We start from the raw sequence: 17251 nt of genomic DNA, 5'->3' as shown, positions 1-17251 counted from the left end.
GCACGCCGACACCGCACGCGCACGCCCGATCTGGGTAGCCGCTATGCCCGTTACCGTAGCGGCTACCAGTCTCGGGCGTGGGCGCGGTCAAGACCCTGTGCGCGATTAAGGGCGCGGGCGCGGTTAAGGGCGCGGAGCCGCGCTACAGCCGGTTGACCCCGGTGACGCGCACGACGGCTTCGCCGAGCTCGTCAGAGTCGGCGAGGTTCACGCTCGCGCTGATTCCCCAGTCGTGGTCCCCGGCCGGGTCGTCGAGAATCTGGCGCACGATCCACTCTTCGGCGCCCTCCTCGATCATGAGCAGGTCGGAGCTGCGCGCGTTGCCGCCGGTGAGCAGCTCATTGTGCTCGGCGAAGTAGCCATCCATCGCCTCGGCCCAGACGTCACTGGAATAGCCGTACTCGCGGTCCAGTTCGCCGAGCTGGTCGTAGTGCTCGAGTGCGGCCAACTGCACCCGGCGGAACAGTTCGTTCCGCACCAGAATGCGAAAGGCCCGCGTGTTGGTGGTGAGGCGGCGCGGCGGCGGCGGCAGAATCGCGTGCGATTCGGCGGCGTGCACGGCGAGATCGGGGTGCAGCAGTTCCTCCCACTCGTCGAGCAGGCTCGAGTCGACCTGGCGCACGAGCTCGCCGAGCCATTCGATCAGGTCGAGCAGGTCTTCGTTCTTAGCCTCGTCGGGAATGGTCTGTCGGGCCGCCCGGTAGGCGTCAGACAGGTAGCGCAGCACGACACCCTCGCTGCGGGCGAGCTTGTAGAACGCGATGAATTCCCCGAACGACATGGCCCGCTCATACATGTCGCGCACGACGGTCTTCGGTCGCAGCTCGAAGTCGGCGATCCATGGCTGGGAGGCCTTGTAGGTCTCGAAGGTGTAGTTCAGCAGCTCCTCGAGGGGCTTGGGGTAGGTGATCTCTTCGAGCAGCGCCATCCGCTCGTCGTATTCGATGCCTTCCCGCTTCATCGCATTCACAGCTTCACCGCGGGCGGCGAACTGCTGCCCCATGAGCACCGGCCGCGGGTCGTCCAGGGTAGATTCCAGAATCGAGATCATGTCGAGCGAGTAGGTGGGCGCTTCGGGGTCGAGCAGCTCGAACGCGGCCAGCGCGAACGGCGAGAGCGGCTGGTTGAGCGCAAAGTTGGCCTGCAGGTCGACGGTCAAACGGATGCTGCCGCTCGCGCTCTGCTCCACAATTCCGGCTTCGCGGAGGGTCTTGTAGATGCCCAGCGCGCGCCGGGCCAGCACCAGCTGTCGCCGCCACGGTTCGTGGTTGTCGAAGACCAGCGAGTACACGTGCGCGAAGGCGTCGCCGCCGCGCCCGATCACGTTGATCAGCATCGCCGCGGTCATCTGCATGCTCGACGACAGGGTCTCGGGTTCGGCGTCGACCAGTCGGCGAAAACTCGGTTCGCCCCAGGACACAAAGCCGTCGGGTGCCTTCTTGCGCACGATCTTGCGCTTCTTCTTCGGGTCGTCGCCGGCCTTTTCAATGGCCTTGAGGTTCTCGCTCTCGTGCTCCGGCGCCTGGATCACGACCGTGCCGGCGGTGTCGTAGCCGGCCCGCCCGGCCCGCCCGGCGATCTGATGGAACTCGCGCACGTTGACCTGGCGCATTTTCACACCGTCGTACTTGGTGAGCGCGGTGAACAGCACGGTGCGAATGGGCACGTTGATGCCGACGCCGAGGGTGTCGGTGCCGCAGATCACGCGCAGGTAGCCGCGCTGGGCGAGCTGCTCGACCAGCCGACGGTATTTGGGCAGCATGCCGGCGTGGTGCACGCCGATTCCCATGCGAATGAGCCGCGACAGGGTCTTGCCGAAACTCGTGGTGAACCGAAACTCGCCGATCAGTTCGGCGATCACATCACGCTGCTCGCGGGAGGCGACCTTGGCGCTCGCGAGGGCCTGGGCGCGTTCCAGGGCGGCCGCCTGAGAGAAATGCACGATATACACCGGGGCTTTGTCGGTGTGCAACAGTTCTTCGACGGTTTCGTGCACGGGCGTCTGCTCGTAGTAGTAGCTGAGTGGGACCGGGCGTTCCACCCCGGTCACGACGGCCGTGTCCCGTCCGGTACGCCGGGACAGGTCGTCGCTGATGAACTTCACGTCACCGAGCGTGGCCGACATGAGAATGAATTGCACCCGCGGCAACAACAGCAGCGGCACCTGCCAGGCCCAGCCGCGCTCCGGGTCACCGTAGAAGTGAAATTCGTCCATCACGACGAGGTCGACTTCGGTGTCCTCACCGTTGCGCAGCGCGAGGTTGGCGAGGATCTCCGCCGTGCAGCAGATGATCGGAGCGTCGGCGTTGACGCTCGAATCGCCGGTCATCATGCCGACGTTCTCCGCTCCAAAGGTCTCCACCAGGGAGAAGAACTTTTCGCTCACCAGGGCCTTGATCGGCGCGGTGTAGAAACTGCGCTTGCCGGCCGAGAGCGCGGCGAAGTGGGCCCCGACAGCCACGAGTGACTTGCCGGTTCCGGTCGGTGTGCTCAAAATGAGGTTGGCACCGGAGACGATTTCGATGACCGCTTCCTCCTGCGCCGGGTACAGGGTGAGGCCCTGCTCGGCCGCCCAGCTTTCGAACGCCTCGAAGAGAACATCGGGGTCGGTTTCGTTTTCGAGGCGTTCAAGCACAGACATAGTCCCTCAAGACTGCACTACCGCGCGCACAAGATGTGACGGATGTCTGACGAAACTGATCCTGCGCCCCCCGCTGGGTGGTAATCACAGCAGCCCGTTCTAGGCTGGCGACATGGTCTACGTCACCCCGGACACCGCTGCTGTTGCCACGCCAAGTCGTGCCCGGTCACTCTGGCGACCGGCGGCTGCCGGGCTCGCCGCGGCGCTGGCTGGCCTCGGGCTGGCCGAGCTGACTGCCGCGTGGATCGCCCCCGGCGCGAGCCCGGTACTCACGGTCGGCGCGCTCGTCATCGACATCGTTCCTGCCGGCGTCAAAGACCTGGTGATCGGCCTGTTCGGCACGGCCGACAAGATCGTGCTGATCGTCACCATCGTGCTCGTGCTGCTGGTACTCGCCGCCCTCGCCGGAATCCTGGAGAGCCGGCGCCCGCCGTTCGGCCGACTGCTCGTCGTACTCATCGGGGGGATCGCCCTGTTCGCGGCGCTGTCCCGCTCGAGCGCCTCTACCCTCGACGCGGTGCCCGCCGTCGTCGCCATGGGGGTCGCGGCGATCGCGCTGACCCTTCTCACGACCCGGTTGCCGCGGTCCGCGCCGGAACTGGCCGGCGCACCCCGCGACCTGAACGGCCCTGACCGTCGTCGGTTTCTCGTCTACACCGGCGTGACCGCCGGCATCGGGCTGCTCGCCCTGGCCGGCGGCCAGATCAGCGCCGCAGCGACCCGGGCAGCGGATGCCGCGCGCGCGCTGTTCACGCTGCCACCGGCATCCGTTCGACAAGCCGCCATACCGGCGGGGGCGAGCCTCGACGTGGCGGGCATCACCCCGCTGATCACCCCGAACGCCGACTTTTACCGCATCGATACCGCCCTCAGCGTGCCGCGCATCGACCCGCGCGACTGGCGGCTGAAGATCACCGGAATGGTCGAGAACGAGGTCGAGATCGACTTCGCCGAACTGCTCGCCCTGCCGCTCGAAGAGAGCACAACGACGCTCGCCTGCGTCTCCAACTATGTCGGCGGCGACCTGATCGGCAATGCCACTTGGCTCGGCTATCCGATTCGCGAGCTGCTGGCCCGGGCGAAACCGCAGACCGGGGCCGACATGGTGCTCTCCCGAAGCCAGGACGGTTTCACCGCCGGCACCCCGATCGAGGCGCTGACCGATGGGCGCAACGCCATTCTGGCGGTCGGCATGAACGGCGAACCGCTGCCGCTCGAACACGGCTACCCGGTGCGCATGGTGGTACCCGGCCTGTATGGCTACGTGTCAGCGACAAAGTGGGTGGTGGAACTCAAGCTCACGCGCTTCGCCGATGAGCAGGGTTACTGGACGCCGCGCGGTTGGTCCGCCCTCGGGCCGGTCAAAGTCTCCTCGCGCATCGACGTACCGCGCGCCGGAACGTCGGCTACGGCCGGGTCGGTCGTCATTGCCGGTGTCGCCTGGTCCCAGCACGTGGGCGTGAGCGCCGTCGCGGTGCAGATCGACGACGGCCCCTGGCAGGACACTACGCTCGCCGACGCGATCTCAGTCGACACCTGGCGGCAGTGGGCGTACACCTGGACCGACGCCATCGCCGGCGACCACACCATAAGGGTGCGGGCAACGGATGCCGCTGGCCTCGTTCAAACGTCGGCCACAGCCGACGTCGCCCCCGACGGCGCCACCGGACTGCACGAAATCTCGGTGTCTGTCTCGTAGTTCATTCGGAGTCAGTTGCCCTCATAGGCGGCGCGCAGCCAGCCGAGCAGCTCCGGGTCGACCTCGGCGAGACTCGTCACCGACAACGTGTGGGTGCATATCCCGCCGGCCAGCAGCAATCGGTCGGTGGGCGCGGCATCCGCCAGATTGACGCCCAACTGCAGGCGCTTGGCGCTCGCCGCTGCGATCAGGGCGAATGGCCTGTGGCGCCGCAGCGAGACGCGTGGGGGCTGCGCCAGAACGCGGGAATTCGGGTAGCGGGGTGAGGCCGGGCGAGCACGGTGCGCGGGAGACGCGCAGAAACGCGGGAGTTCGGGCGTGGCCAGCACTCCCGCGCCACCCGTCGCGCGGGGGCTGCGCCGGAGTTGCGCCTACCGCGCACTGGCGCAAGTCCCGCGCCGCGTGACACTCCCCGTTCGAGGGCGACCGACTAGCCGTTGGCCCCGCTCGTGTTGATCACGCCGTTGACGCCGGCCGGGAAGAACCCGCCCGAACGCACCGGGGCCGCGTTGAGATACGTGATGTTGAGCACCTGGGCGGCGCTGCGGCTGAAAGCCAGACCGTTGGCATCGGTCGGCACGAGGTTCGCCTTCGACGCGTTGCCAATGCCCTGGTCGAGGTCGGACGAACCATCGACGGCGTCGCGCACATCGGAGATCGCCTGGGCGGTCGTGTAGACCGACGGCAGGGCAATACCGAGCGCGTAGAGCGTGCTGCGAATGACACCGGCGTGATATGCCTCGACCGCGAGCAGGCCAGCCGCCGCCTCCAGGAACGTCTTGTTCGAGATCAGGGGCGCTGCGCCCTTGTAGGCGGTCACTCCGACGTCTTCGAAAATGAAGGCACCGAACAGAAAGTTCGCCTCGTTGGCGTAGACGTCGAACTTTTGCCCCGGCTTGACCAGGCCGGCCGCCTGGGCGGCAGCCGTGAAGCTCGCATCGAGGTTGATCTTGGGGCGGGACACGGCGACGCTGCCGAGCGCTGACCGCAGGAAGGCCACGTGCGCCTTCTCGTCGGCGGCGATCTCGTCGGCATACTTCTTGATAATGGCCGTCTTGAAGTGCACCATGCGACCGCCGGTCACCCCGCCGCGGGTTCCGGTTCCTGTGGTCAGGCCGTCGGGCAGCCCGCTGCCGGTCGTGGCGCGCAGGTAGAACTCAGCCTCGAGGTATTCAAGGTTGAGTGCGAAGTTCAAAATGGAGGCGTCGCTGGGCGCGGCCGCTGGTGCCACGGCAGCTTCCGCCGCGAGCGCCGGACCGCCGGTGGCGAGTACCGCCGCTCCCACGCCGAAGCCGGCCACACCGGCAGCCCGCAGAAAGTTGCGGCGGTCCGTGGAATTCTCTGCACTGCGGTTGATGGCATTCGTAATGAAACCCTGATCGAACATCCTTGTTCTCCTGACGTTGTATGAATGTGCCGAGCGTGTCTGAACAGACCTCGTCAACCTACCCGCGCAAAACAGATCGCCCTAACGGCTGGACACGGACGTAAGCAAACGATAAGGAGTACGTGCGCTTTAAGCGGATGCTGATCCACGATCAGAGCAGCAGCCCGTCCGCTCCGACGGGAGCCAGGCGCCGGGCGGCCCGGCGGTCGTGCAGCACGGCGATGCCGTAGGCGGCAAAGTAGAGCGCGACCATGGGCACCGCGAGCAGGAACATCGATACGACGTCGGCGGCCGGCGTCGCGATGGCGGTGAACAGAATGATCACGAGGATGGCCACCCGCCAGGATTTGATGACCGAACGGGCGCTGATCACCCCGGCGAAGTTCAGCAGCACGATGAACACCGGCAGCACGAACGCGATACCGATGGCGATCATGAGTTTGAGCACGAAATCGAAATAGTTCTGGGCGTTGATGAGCGCTGCGTCCTGCTGCGGCGCGAAACTCGTCATGAGCTCGACGACGTGCGGCAGCACGTACCAGCCAGCCGCGCAGCCGATCAGAAATAGCGGAACGGCCGAGAAGAAGAATCCGAAGGTGTATTGCTTCTCGCGGCGGGTCAGCCCGGGGACCAGAAAGGCGAATATCTGGTAGAGCCAGACGGGGCTCGAGACGATCAACCCGACGTAGAACGAGATGCGCAGCTTCAGGTCGAACGCACTCGTGATGTCGGGGTAGTTGATCTGCGCGTTGCGGTTCTGCGCCCGAACGATGGCATAGATCGGCTCGCGCAGCCCGTCCCAGACGAATCCAGACAGCAGCCAGCCCGCAATCGCACCGACCAGGATCCCGGCAGCGGCGAGAAAGAGGCGCTTGCGCAATTCCAGCAGATGCTGCCCGAGCGACATTTTGCTCTTGTCGGGAGTGCTGCGCACCCCCTGAACCACCATCAGGCTTTCGGGTGTGGTGCGCCGCGCGAGTCTGTACTGGGGCTGCTGTGGGCGCTCGTGCTGCCGTCGGCTGGCCGAGTTTCACTGTTGCGGTCCGGCGTGATCTCGCTCTTGAAGATCTTCATCGACTGGCCGAGGCTGCGGGCGAGCCCCGGCAGCTTCGGAGCGCCGAACAACAACAGGATCACAACGAGAATGATCAGAAAATGCCATCCGGTCAGGTTGGCCAGCATATGAATTCTCCTTCGAATCAAGTCGGTCGTGCAGCAGTGTATCCGCCGCAGCACCGACAAATCCGGGAAAAGCTCAGCATTTCCTGCGGCCGTAAGGTTTCTGCTAGCCGGTTATCGTCAGCTGGCTGACTCGGCCGTCGCCGCGGCGAAGCGCTCGAGAACATCCCCGATCCGCGCTTTGCAGCCGCCACATCCGGTGCCGGCGCGAGTGGCCGCACCGATGCAGGCGATGGTGGTGTTGCCGGCTTCGGCAGAGTCGGCAATGGCGCCGACGGTGACGCCGTTGCACCAGCACACGGTCGCGTCCCGCGCGAACGCGCTGCCAGCCTCGGGCTCGTAGTCCGGTCCGTCGTAGCGCAGCAGGACAGAGCGGTCCGCCGGCAGCTCACTGCCGCGCTCGAACAGCAGGGTCAGCTCGGCGGCCGTGCGCGGCATCCCGACGCAGACGAAGCCGTCGAGAATGCCGTCGCGGGTGACCATTTTCACATAGCGTCCGTGCTCAGGGTCGGCCCACTGCGACACGTGCAGCGGAGCGGATGCACACCCCGCAGCGTGGTCGTCGACTGAAAGGTCCCCGGGGTCAGCGGAGGTGTTGCCGACCGAGACGACGTCGATTCCCTCGGCTTTGAGCATGACGACGGCCGAAGCGGATGCCGCGAGCGCCGCCGTGTCGGGCCGGCCCAGCACCGAGGCGATGAATCGTGCGGCGAGCCAGTCGGCCTGGCGCCAGCCCGGACCGATCAGGCCGCTCGGCCCGCCGGCCGGCGGCGCCGTCGAATCGCCGGCGCGGGGCGCGGCTGCCACGTGGGCACAGTCGCCGATCGCGTAGATGCGCGCGTCGGTCCAGCTCTGCAGGTTCTCATCGACCAGGACCCCGGTCGAGACCGGCAAACCGGCCAGCTGGGCCAGTTCGGTGCGGGCGCCGACCCCGCAGGAGAGCAGCAGCAGGTCGCCATGAATCTGTTTGCCGTCGGCGCAGATCAGGGCGTCGAAGCGGTCGACGCCGTCGTCGTCCTGGTGAAACAGCAGGCTTTCGGCGCGGGAGTGGTTGACCATGGTGACGCCGGCCCGCCGGGCGCTCCGGGCGAGCACGCTGCCGCCGCCCCGGTCGAGGTTGCGCGCCATCGGAATCTCTCCGTGGTAGACGACACAGGCCTCTCCCCCGGCGGCGGCAGCGGCGAGCGCGATCTCCATGCCGAGCACTCCGGCGCCGAGCACGACGATGCGTTTGCCGGCCGTCACTGCTGCGAGTACCCGCTCCGCGTCGTCCAGGTCACGCAACACGGTAACCCCGCGCGGGAGCGGGGCGCCGCTTGTGTCGAGGGTGGCGGCATCCGTTGGAGGTATCTGGCGGTCTCGGCGCACCCGGGTGACGCCGTCGAGCGTGGGGATATTGGCGCGGGCGCCGGTCGCGAGCACGAGCCGATCGTAGGGCAGCAGGGTGCCATCGCTGAGGGACACCACCCGGCGGCTGCGCAAAATGGCCGTGACACCCACACCGCGGCGCAGGTGCACGCCGGCCTCCCGGGCGGCGAGCGTGTCGGTGATATCCAGGCTCTCCCGGTCGGCGTTTCCGACGGCATATTCGGCGATCAGCACCCGATTGTAGGCGTCGGCGCTCTCGGCCCCGACCACGGTCAGGGTGGCCGCGCCCTGGCGCACGAGCGGCAGCAGCTCTTCAACGAAACGGGCACCGACCGGGCCGTAGCCGACCAGCACGATGCGCTCGGGTTTCTCAGACATGGGCGCCTGCTTCCACGAGTGCTTTCACTCGAACGGTCGTCTTCTTGAATTCGGGCATGCCGCTGATGGGATCGGTCTCGTCATCGGTCAGCAGGTTGGCGCGCTGGTCGCCGGCAAAGTGAAACGGTAGAAACACCGTGTCGAAGCGGATGTCGGTGCTCACCTGGGCGCGGCAGCGCACCGTTCCGCGGTCGTTGCTGACTTCGACCCAGGCCTCGTCCTCGATCCCGAGCTGCTCGGCGGTGGCCGGGTGCAGCTGCAGGCGGGCCTCCGGCCGCGCATCGGCCAGTTCTTTCACCCGCCGGGTCTGGGTTCCGCTCTGATAGTGCTCGAGCAGGCGACCGGTGATCAGAGTCAGGGTGCCGCCGACCTGGGCCGGCGCGCCGAGGCGCCGCGCCGTGACGGCGACGAAGTGCGCGCGGCCGTCGGGGTGGGCGAAGCGATCCAGAAAGAGCCGCGGCGTTCCGGTGGACCCGACCGGGTAAGGCCAGAAGGCCGGTTCCTCGGAGTCGAGCAGGGCATAGCTCAGGCCGGAGTAGTCGGCCAGCCCGCCCGCGGAGGCCTGGCAGAGTTCGTCGAACACGGCAGCCGCCTCGGCACTGAAGGTTCCCGGAGAATTCAGCCGTCTGGCGAGTTCCTGCCAGATCCACAGTTCGCTGCGCACTCCCCCCGGAGCCTCGACGGCCTGGCGACGACGAATGACGCGGCCCTCGAGCGACGTCATGGTCCCCTCTTCCTCGGCCCACTGGGTCACCGGCAGTACCACGTCCGCCAGCACCGCGGTTTCGGAGAAGAAAAAGTCGGCCACGACCAGAAAATCGAGCGTTTTAAGAGCGGCCCGCACCCGGTCGGCGTTCGGCGCGGAGACGACGACGTTGGAGCCGTGTACCAGCAGACAGCGGATGCCGCCCGGCTCGCCGAGTGCGCTCAGCAGCTCGACCGCGGGCAGGCCCACACCGGGCAAGCTGTCGGGGTCGACGCCCCAGACCCCGGCGACGTGGGCCCGGGCGGCAGGGTCGGTGATCTTGCGGTAGCCCGGTAGCTGGTCGCACTTCTGCCCGTGCTCGCGACCGCCCTGCCCGTTGCCCTGGCCGGTGAGGGTGCCGTAACCGGAATGGCTCGTGCCGACGAGGCCGAGCACGAGGCTGAGGTTGATGGCCGCGGTCGCTGTGTCGGTGCCGTCGGCGTGCTGCTCAACGCCGCGCCCGGTGAGAATGTAGGTGCCACTGCCGGTCGCGGCTCCCCGGGCAGCGCCGGCGGCGAGGCGGCGGGCGAGTTCGCGCAGCTGCCAGACCGGAACGCCGGTCTGTTCCTGCACGCGGGTCGGCCACCACTGGCTCACGCTGCGGCGCACGGCGTCGAACCCGGTGGTGCGGGCTTCGAGGTAGTCCTGGTCGACGAGTTTCTCGGCGATGACGATGTGGGTCAGCCCGAGCAGCAGCACGAAGTCGCTGCCCGGGGTCGGCTGCACGTGCATGCCGGCGCCGTCCGCGGTGAGCCGGGCGGTCGCGGTACGCCGTGGGTCGACGACCACGAGGCCACCGGCGGCGCGGGCTCCGTCGAGGTGGCCAATGAACGGAGGCATGGTCTGTGCCACGTTGGAGCCGAGAATGAGGATGGTGTCGGCCGCATCGAGCTCGTCCACCCGAAACGGCAGCCCTCGGTCGAGGCCGAAGGCACGGTTGCCGGCCGCGGCGGCGCTCGACATGCAGAACCTGCCGTTGTAGTCAATGCGGCTGGAGCGAAGCGCCACCCGGGTGAATTTGCCGAGCTGGTAGGCCTTCTCGTTGGTCAGGCCGCCGCCGCCGAACACGCCGACCGCGTCGGCCCCGAACTCCGCACGGGTCTCGCGCAGCTTCGCGGCGACGAGGTCGAGCGCGTCGCTCCAGGCGGCCGGCTCGAAGGTTCCGTCGGCCTGGCGCAGCAGGGGTTCGAGAATCCGGTCCGGCGAGACGAGCAGTTCGGCCGAGGTCCAGCCTTTCTTGCACAGGCCGCCACGGTTGGTCGGAAAGTCCCGGCCCGCGACCGTTACCGCGGCGGCCAGCGAAGCGGAGCCGTCAGCATCCGCTTCTCTCGCTGTCGCAGCAGCGGAACTCAGTGTCATCGCGCACTGCAAAGCGCAGTACGGGCAGTGGGTGGCGGTCGCGGTCATAGGGTCCTAGATCTTCTGGCCGGCGACGGAGGAACCGCGGCGGAGATAGACGAAGGCGGTGACGCACATCATCACAACATAGGCGATGGCGAAGGCGTAGATCGCGCTGGAATAGTCCCCAGTGGTGGTCTTGGAATAGCCGAGCACCTGCGGAATGATGAACCCGCCGTAGGCGCCGACCGCGGAGATGAGGCCGAGGGCCGCGGCCGTTTTACGCTGGGTGTTGACGTCGCCCGAGTTCTGGTGGGCGTCTTTCACACCGCTGCGGGCCGAGAACACGCTCGGAATCATGCGGTAGGTCGAGCCGTTGCCGATTCCGGTGGCGACGAAGATGAGCAGGAAACTGCCGAGGAAGGCCCAAAAGTTACCGAGCGGCAGCACCGCGACGACCACGAGAGCTCCGACGGCCATCACGCCGAAGGCGGCGACGGTGACGGATGCCCCGCCAAAGCGGTCGGCCAGGCGTCCGCCGGCCGGGCGGGCCAGCGAACCGACGAGAGCGCCGATGAAAGCGAGCGACAGGGAGGCGGATGCGACCTGGAAGGTGGAGTACGCCGGAAACTGGTCGGCGATGAGCTTGGGGAAGACGCTCGCGAAGCCGATGAATGAGCCGAAGGTGCCGATGTAGAGCACGGCGAGAATCCAGAAGTGCGGTTCCTTGACCGCGGCGATCGAACCGGCGAAGTCGGCCTTGGCGTTGGTGAGGTTGTCCATGTACTTCCAGGCGCCCCACATGGCGACGAGGATGAGGGGAATCCAGAACCAGCCGGCGAAGCTGATGTTCAGGGTGCCGACGGCACCGAGGGTGATCACGATCGGCACGATGAGCTGGGCCACCCCGGCGCCGAGGTTGCCGCCTGCGGCATTTAGGCCGAGCGCGTAGCCCTTCTGGCTCTGCGGGTAGAAGTAGGTGATGTTCGACATCGAGCTGGCGAAATTGCCGCCACCGAAGCCGGCGAGCGCGGCGACAAACAGCATGACGCCGAACGGGGTGTCCGGATTGCCGACGCAGATTCCGAGGGCGATCGAGGGTATCAGCAGCAGGCCGGCCGAGATGATGGTCCAGTTGCGACCGCCGAACTTGGGCACCATGAACGTGTACGGAAAGCGCAGGGTCGCGCCGACGAGGCTCGGCATCGAGATGAGCCAGAACACCTCGGTGGTGGAGAAGGTGAAGCCGGCGGCCGGCAACGACACGACGACAATGCTCCACAGTTGCCAGACCACAAAGCCGAGGAACTCGGCAAAGATCGACCATTTGAGGTTGCGGGCGGCGATGAGCTTGCCGCCCTGTTCCCACTGCTTCTTGTTCTCCGGGTTCCAATTGTCGATCCACCGGCCCGGACGGTGCACGAGCACGGCGGTGTCTGTATCGATCACGTTCGGTGCTGATTCAACGGTGCTGGATGTCATCGAAGTCCCCTCGGGATGAAGCGGCAGGCAGCCCGAGCGGCTAGCCATGACTTCGACGTTAGCCAGCGCGTGTTTCCGGCAACCGTGGCACCGGTTACCTTTCGATCACGAGATGATCACACCAGCTCGGGGGACGTGATGGGGCGCTGTTACATGACGGACACAATACGGGCAACGGATGACGAGGGTGGCAGACTTAGTCAACCTGCGCTCCGCTGTTTGAAAGGCCACCTAATGACGATCACCGCTGCCGCCGACGGTTCTGCCCTCGGAAACCCCGGACCAGCCGGTTGGGCCTGGTACGTCGACGACTCCTCCTGGGCGGCTGGCGGCTGGAAGCACGCGACCAACAACCAGGGTGAGCTCAAGGCCGTGCTCGAACTGTTTCGGGCGACCGCACACATCGATGACGATCTGCTCGTGCTCTGCGACAGCCAGTACGTGATCAACTCCGTCACCAAGTGGATGAAGGGCTGGAAGGCGAAGGGCTGGCGCAAGGGCGACGGCAAACCGGTCATGAATCTGGATTTGCTCAAGGAGATCGACGAGGCCATCGCCGGGCGTCGCTACCGGTTCGAGTGGGTCAAGGGGCACGTCGGGCATCCGCTCAACGAGGCCGCCGACGAGCGTGCGCGCGGGGCGGCCGAGGCGTTTCAGCGCGGCCGTCCGGCACCGGCCGGGCCGGGTTTTCGCGCGGGCGGAGCGGCGGCCGAGCCTGGTGTTAGCGGAGGGCGCGCTGCGACGGCTGCGGCATCCGTCGGTCAGCGCTCGCCGACGTTGACCGCGGACCGGATGACGGAGCAGGCTTCGGCCTACGCACACGATGAGCTGTTCTCTTTCGACGATCTCGGTCACGACATCGGCGAGAATTTTCGCGACCTGACCGACCCACACGGCACGAGCGCGGTGCGCAGCGCGGGCGAGTTGCACCGGGTGACCCTGTCGCTCAGCGCCGAGGAGCACCAGCGCCTGGTGCAGCGGGCCGCTGCCCGCAACGTGACCGTCGAGGAGTACCTACGCGGTCTGATCTAGGGCGTGAGACCATGGAACATGATCGTTTCACCCTTTAATCCCACGCAATTGCACGTTTTCGAGACCGCACTCGGCGAACGCCGCCTCGAACTGACCGAGAAGTCCCAGCGTCTCGCCGACACGTTCGCCGGCGTGCAAAGCTCTCGTAGCGACGGCTCGGCCGATGGCGCCCACGACGCTGAGGCTTCCTCGCTGCGCACCGAATGGTCACGCATGTCGGGATTTCAGGGCGAGGCCGTCGAAGAGCTCGCGGCCATCGACCGGGCCCTGCAGCGCATCGTCGATGGCAGCTACGGCCGGTGCGTGCGCGGCGGCGAGATTATCCCCGAGGGCCGGCTGCAGATCAAGCCCGCCGCCGACCTCTGCATCGCCTGCGCCGAGACGGCCGCGCAGCGACGACGCTAGCTGCACCCACTTTCACGCTACGCGGGAGTTGTGCAGCAGCAGATGCCGCGTCAACGCACGCCGATCAGCGAGCGCAGCCCGAACTCGGAGACGATCGGGATGCCGTAGTCGCGGGCCTTGCCGGTCTTTCCGGTGAACGACTCCGGGTTGGCGGCGACCAACAGCCGGGTGCGCATCGTGACCGCCGTGCCCAGAGACAGTCCGCGGGCAACCAATTCTTTGCCCCAGTCGGCGCGGGCGCGGGCCATGTCACCGGTCAACACGACGATATCGCCGCGTTCCAGCAGTACTTCGTCGATGGAGGTAACCGGTTGACGCGGCGCCAAGGCGGGCGTAGCCAGCGCGGTCGCGACGACCTCGGGGGCAACATCGAGCATGCGGGCGACGGCGATCAGCTCGGCCGAATCGGCAATGCTCAGCGCGCCGCTCGACCACGCGACGCGCACGAGGTCTTCGAAGTAGCCGCGGTGCAGGGCGGTGCAGTCGGTCGGGCTGATCCCGCTGACTTCCGCCTGTATGCGCAACTCACGCGTGTCACGAGGCAGAAGCACGCGATCGAGCAGACACAGATCGAGCAGGGCGAGATAGTCGAGGTGCTCCTCCGGGCCGGTGTAGTCGGGCAGCTTCACGGTCACCCGGGCGAGAAAACTCGGCGTCGCCAGGACAACCGTGGGTGTCGGGTCGCGGTGCACCCAGGCCGGCGCAGTGCCGACCGGCGCAGTGCCTGTGGTTGCGCGCGGGAGGGCCGGCCAGACATTCAGCTCGGCCCGGTCGAGGGCGTCGGTCCACGGGGCAGCGCTCGGCGAACCGTGCAGATAGGCCGCCAGCAGGCTCGCACCGGCGACGGCCTGCACGAGTGCTCCAGGGCCGGGCTCGATCTCAATGTCGTAGGCCGCGCAGCAATCCACCAGCAGTCGTCCGGCACCCGGCAGGTAGCTGCGGGCCAGTTGCATGGTGCAGACAGCTTCGAGTCCGCGACCGGGGGCGTAGCCGATCTGGTCGAACTCGCTCATCAGAAAGCCGGTGACGAACTGGGCATTGTGGGTGACCAGCACACGTCCGCTGAGCAGATCGACCAGGCGCGGAGCGATCTGGGCAAACGTCGGTGCGCGCAGCAGCTCGGCCGTGCTGACGCCATGGTTCGTCGCGCCCCCCACGTTGCTTTCCGGGTTGACGACAGTCTCCCACCGCGCAGTAATGTGACCACCCTCGTCGAGGTGCACCACGGCGACCTCGACGACCCGGTCCCGTTGGTACGGGAACAGTCCAGTGGTTTTTAAACTTATAACGGCGTATCCACGTTCGGGCATGGTCACACTCCACAATCTTGTGTTGTGAAGTTATCGACAAACCGCCGGCTGTGCGAATTCCCCTTCGGGGGCTTGACGCGTCGCCTGAACCACTGATTTATGCGCAGTGGGTCTCGTCGTGTGGCCAAAAACTGCTCACGCGTTGGGTCTAACCCAGTACGGCCGAGGCTGAACGCTGCAGGCGCGAGCGGACGCTGCTCACGCGTCCGGCAGGCCAGGCGTGCAAGCAGCTTTCGGGCACAATCACAAATTTGCAGCCACGACAGCGGTCTGGGCGACGGCGCCCGGGTTAGCGTGCCGGGGCGGCGGCGGCCGCCTTCTTCGCCGAGTTCTTCGGCGGCAGCAGGGTATCGGCCTCTTCGAGGGACATACCGTTCGTCTCGGGAACCTTGCGCAGCACGAACCAGAACGACAACCCGGCGAACAGGGCGTAGAGGCCGTAGGTGATCGGCAGTGAGGCATCCGCCATCGGGGGGAAGCTGACTGTGATAAGGAAGTTCGCGATCCACTGGGCCGCCGCGGCGAGCCCGAGTGCCTTGGCCCGAATCGAGTTCGGGAACATCTCCCCGAGCAACACCCAGACCACGGGACCCCAGGACGCGCCGAACGAGATCACGAACAGGTTGGCCGCAACGAGCGCGATCGGCGCCCACGCCCCCGGCAGGCTCAACTCGCCACCCACCGTCACCGACTGGCTGAACGCGATAGCCATGGTGGCGAGCGACACCGTCATGCCGATGGAACCGGTGAGCAGAATCGGTCGCCGTCCGATCCGGTCGACCAGGGCGATCGCGACCAGGGTGACCAGGATATTGGTCACCGAGGTGATCACCGAGATGGTCAGCGAGTTGGATTCTTCGAACCCGACGGCCTCCCAGAGGGTGGTCGAATAGTAGAAAATCACGTTGATGCCGACGAACTGCTGGAACACCGACAGTATGATACCGACCCAGACGATCGGCTTCAGCCCGAAGGTACCCCCCCGCAGCGAGCCCGATTTCTGGGATCGCGCGTCGACCTCGATCGACCGTCGCATGTCGCGAATCTCGCGATCGACGTCGCCGCTCGGCCAGAGCCGGGTGAAGACGGCGCGGGCATCCGCTTCTTTATCTTTCAGAATGAGAAAACGCGGGGATTCCGGCAGGATGAACGCGATTCCGCCGTAGACGATGGCCGGAACCGCGCCGGCCAGGAACATCCAGCGCCAGGCTTCGAGGCCGAACCAGAACTCGCTGCCGGCGCCGCCGGCGCTCTCGGCGAACAGGGCATCGGAGAGCAGCGCGGTGAAGATTCCGAGGGTGATCGCGAGCTGCTGCAGCGAGCCGAGGCGCCCACGCATCTGACGCGGCGAAATCTCGGCGATATAGGCCGGTGCGACAACGGATGCGAGACCGATACCGAGTCCGCCGACCACCCGCCAGATGATCAGGTCGACGACGCCGAAGGCGAAGCCGGAGCCGATCGAGCTGACCAGGAACACCACGCCGCCGACCACCATCATGGGGATGCGGCCGTAACGGTCGGCGAAGCGCCCGCCGAAGAACGCTCCGGCCGCGGCGCCGAGCAGCGCGCAGGCCACGGCGAACCCGGTCAGGGTGGCGTTCAGCCCGAATTCCTGCTGGACCGCGTTGACGGCCCCGTTGATGACCGAGGAGTCGAAGCCGAACAGAAACCCGCCGAGGGCACCGGCGATGGCCAGCGCGATGACCTTTCGGTTCGTGCTCGGAATGCCGCGGTCGGTCGTGGATATCGTGCTGTCGGTCAAGTGCCGCCCCCTGAGTCAGGTGACCCGCGCTGTACGCGCGCGTCTGGTGCATCGATTGTGCAACCTGACTAGCCTACTTCGGGTGCCACTCGTTTCTGAAGTCCTGCCCTCAGCCTTCGCCGATGTCCGCGTTCCTCTGGTCGAGCTGGTCGAGACCGCGGTGCGCAGCAAACGATCCAGTTTTGACAGCGCGCCCATTTCCATTGGTCGCGCTTGTCGGGACCGCCATCGACCAGCGCAGACTGTTTGTGAAAACCGGCCATGGGGCCTGTCGAAGCGAGCGAGACTGTCACAGACCCATCCGACCCGGTAGCGGCGTCGCGCCCAGCGCGGTGGCGCTCACTTTTCCCAGTGGGGTTTCTCGGCTGGGGTGGCGGCGCGGTTTTGGCCGGCGGGGCGCCAGGTTTGGGTGAGGTCGAAGATGAGGGGTCCGCGGACCCAGGGGCGTCCGTGTCGCATGTCGATGTTCCATCCGGATGTTTCGATGCTGGCATGCGCGGCGTTGCAGATGAGAACGGCGTT

The 17251-nt window shown here is 66.7% G+C and carries 14 protein-coding genes; 3 read left to right on the top strand and 11 right to left on the bottom strand.

What is annotated here, in order from left to right; translation table 11 throughout:
- Window positions 1–142: 142 nt before the first annotated feature.
- The gene (locus E3O11_RS17035; RefSeq protein ID WP_092451577.1) at window positions 143–2641 is read right to left on the bottom strand and encodes a DEAD/DEAH box helicase; all 2499 of its coding nucleotides are present in this window, start codon (window positions 2639–2641) and stop codon (window positions 143–145) included.
- A gap of 112 nt (window positions 2642–2753) precedes the next feature.
- Between E3O11_RS17035 and E3O11_RS17030 the strand changes: the two genes are divergently transcribed.
- Window positions 2754–4340, top strand: coding sequence for a molybdopterin-dependent oxidoreductase (locus E3O11_RS17030; RefSeq protein ID WP_092451575.1), 1587 nt, complete (start codon window positions 2754–2756; stop codon window positions 4338–4340).
- 11 nt (window positions 4341–4351) lie between these two features.
- On the opposite strand, the gene E3O11_RS17025 is transcribed toward E3O11_RS17030, so the two are convergent.
- The 7 genes from E3O11_RS17025 to E3O11_RS16995 all read right to left on the bottom strand — a co-directional run bounded on the left by E3O11_RS17025 (window position 4352) and on the right by E3O11_RS16995 (window position 12217).
- Window positions 4352–4669 (bottom strand): DUF5655 domain-containing protein, encoded by a 318-nt coding sequence (locus E3O11_RS17025; protein WP_092451573.1) that lies wholly within the window; start codon window positions 4667–4669, stop codon window positions 4352–4354.
- Between the two features lie 101 nt (window positions 4670–4770).
- Window positions 4771–5727, bottom strand: coding sequence for a ferritin-like domain-containing protein (locus E3O11_RS17020; RefSeq protein WP_092451571.1), 957 nt, complete (start codon window positions 5725–5727; stop codon window positions 4771–4773).
- Window positions 5728–5878: 151 nt separating this feature from the next.
- On the bottom strand, window positions 5879–6634 hold the full coding sequence (tatC, locus tag E3O11_RS17015; RefSeq protein WP_092451687.1) for a twin-arginine translocase subunit TatC: 756 nt from the start codon (window positions 6632–6634) through the stop codon (window positions 5879–5881).
- A 41-nt stretch (window positions 6635–6675) separates the two neighbouring features.
- Window positions 6676–6909, bottom strand: coding sequence for a twin-arginine translocase TatA/TatE family subunit (gene tatA / locus E3O11_RS17010; protein WP_092451569.1), 234 nt, complete (start codon window positions 6907–6909; stop codon window positions 6676–6678).
- Between the two features lie 117 nt (window positions 6910–7026).
- Window positions 7027–8652 carry an FAD-dependent oxidoreductase gene (locus E3O11_RS17005; RefSeq protein ID WP_092451567.1) on the bottom strand — a complete coding sequence of 542 codons (1626 nt, stop codon included), beginning with the start codon at window positions 8650–8652 and terminating at the stop codon, window positions 7027–7029.
- Window positions 8645–10804, bottom strand: a complete 2160-nt coding sequence (locus tag E3O11_RS17000) for a molybdopterin oxidoreductase family protein (RefSeq protein WP_092451565.1) — start codon at window positions 10802–10804, stop codon at window positions 8645–8647. Before E3O11_RS17000 ends, E3O11_RS17005 begins: the two co-directional genes overlap by 8 nt.
- Before the next feature lie 6 nt (window positions 10805–10810).
- The gene (locus E3O11_RS16995) at window positions 10811–12217 is read right to left on the bottom strand and encodes an MFS transporter (protein ID WP_092451563.1); all 1407 of its coding nucleotides are present in this window, start codon (window positions 12215–12217) and stop codon (window positions 10811–10813) included.
- Window positions 12218–12451: 234 nt separating this feature from the next.
- On the opposite strand from E3O11_RS16995, the gene E3O11_RS16990 reads away from it, so the two are divergent.
- The gene (locus tag E3O11_RS16990) at window positions 12452–13249 is read left to right on the top strand and encodes an RNase H family protein (protein WP_092451562.1); all 798 of its coding nucleotides are present in this window, start codon (window positions 12452–12454) and stop codon (window positions 13247–13249) included.
- Window positions 13250–13267: 18 nt separating this feature from the next.
- Window positions 13268–13654: a TraR/DksA family transcriptional regulator gene (locus E3O11_RS16985; protein ID WP_092451559.1), complete on the top strand. Its 387-nt coding sequence runs from the start codon at window positions 13268–13270 to the stop codon at window positions 13652–13654.
- A gap of 50 nt (window positions 13655–13704) precedes the next feature.
- Here the strand turns inward: E3O11_RS16985 and E3O11_RS16980 are convergent, their stop codons facing one another.
- From E3O11_RS16980 to E3O11_RS17935, 3 genes are all read right to left on the bottom strand, one after another.
- Complete coding sequence (locus tag E3O11_RS16980; RefSeq protein WP_092451557.1) at window positions 13705–14964, bottom strand: exonuclease domain-containing protein; 1260 nt, start codon at window positions 14962–14964, stop codon at window positions 13705–13707.
- Between the two features lie 289 nt (window positions 14965–15253).
- A complete protein-coding gene (locus E3O11_RS16975) occupies window positions 15254–16729 on the bottom strand; it encodes a sugar porter family MFS transporter (protein WP_241994769.1) in 1476 nt (491 codons plus the stop codon).
- Window positions 16730–17068: 339 nt separating this feature from the next.
- The coding region (locus E3O11_RS17935; RefSeq protein ID WP_206750981.1) for a hypothetical protein at window positions 17069–17251 on the bottom strand (183 nt) is incomplete at its 5' end.

The sequence above is a fragment of the Cryobacterium levicorallinum genome, assembly GCF_004402405.1.
Classification (GTDB): Bacteria; Actinomycetota; Actinomycetes; order Actinomycetales; family Microbacteriaceae; genus Cryobacterium; species Cryobacterium levicorallinum.
Note: the sequence above shows the minus strand (reverse complement) of the source record. Positions and strands in the feature narration are given on the sequence as shown.

Coding starts and splice junctions, on each gene's coding strand:
- tatC (WP_092451687.1), bottom strand. CDS start 6,634: ATGTCGCTCGGGCAGCATCTGCTGGAATTGCGCAAGCGCCTCTTTCTC.
- E3O11_RS16995 (WP_092451563.1), bottom strand. CDS start 12,217: ATGACATCCAGCACCGTTGAATCAGCACCGAACGTGATCGATACAGAC.
- tatA (WP_092451569.1), bottom strand. CDS start 6,909: ATGCTGGCCAACCTGACCGGATGGCATTTTCTGATCATTCTCGTTGTG.
- E3O11_RS17000 (WP_092451565.1), bottom strand. CDS start 10,804: ATGACCGCGACCGCCACCCACTGCCCGTACTGCGCTTTGCAGTGCGCG.
- E3O11_RS17030 (WP_092451575.1), top strand. CDS start 2,754: ATGGTCTACGTCACCCCGGACACCGCTGCTGTTGCCACGCCAAGTCGT.
- E3O11_RS16985 (WP_092451559.1), top strand. CDS start 13,268: ATGATCGTTTCACCCTTTAATCCCACGCAATTGCACGTTTTCGAGACC.
- E3O11_RS17005 (WP_092451567.1), bottom strand. CDS start 8,652: ATGTCTGAGAAACCCGAGCGCATCGTGCTGGTCGGCTACGGCCCGGTC.
- E3O11_RS16990 (WP_092451562.1), top strand. CDS start 12,452: ATGACGATCACCGCTGCCGCCGACGGTTCTGCCCTCGGAAACCCCGGA.
- E3O11_RS17035 (WP_092451577.1), bottom strand. CDS start 2,641: ATGTCTGTGCTTGAACGCCTCGAAAACGAAACCGACCCCGATGTTCTC.
- E3O11_RS17020 (WP_092451571.1), bottom strand. CDS start 5,727: ATGTTCGATCAGGGTTTCATTACGAATGCCATCAACCGCAGTGCAGAG.
- E3O11_RS16980 (WP_092451557.1), bottom strand. CDS start 14,964: ATGCCCGAACGTGGATACGCCGTTATAAGTTTAAAAACCACTGGACTG.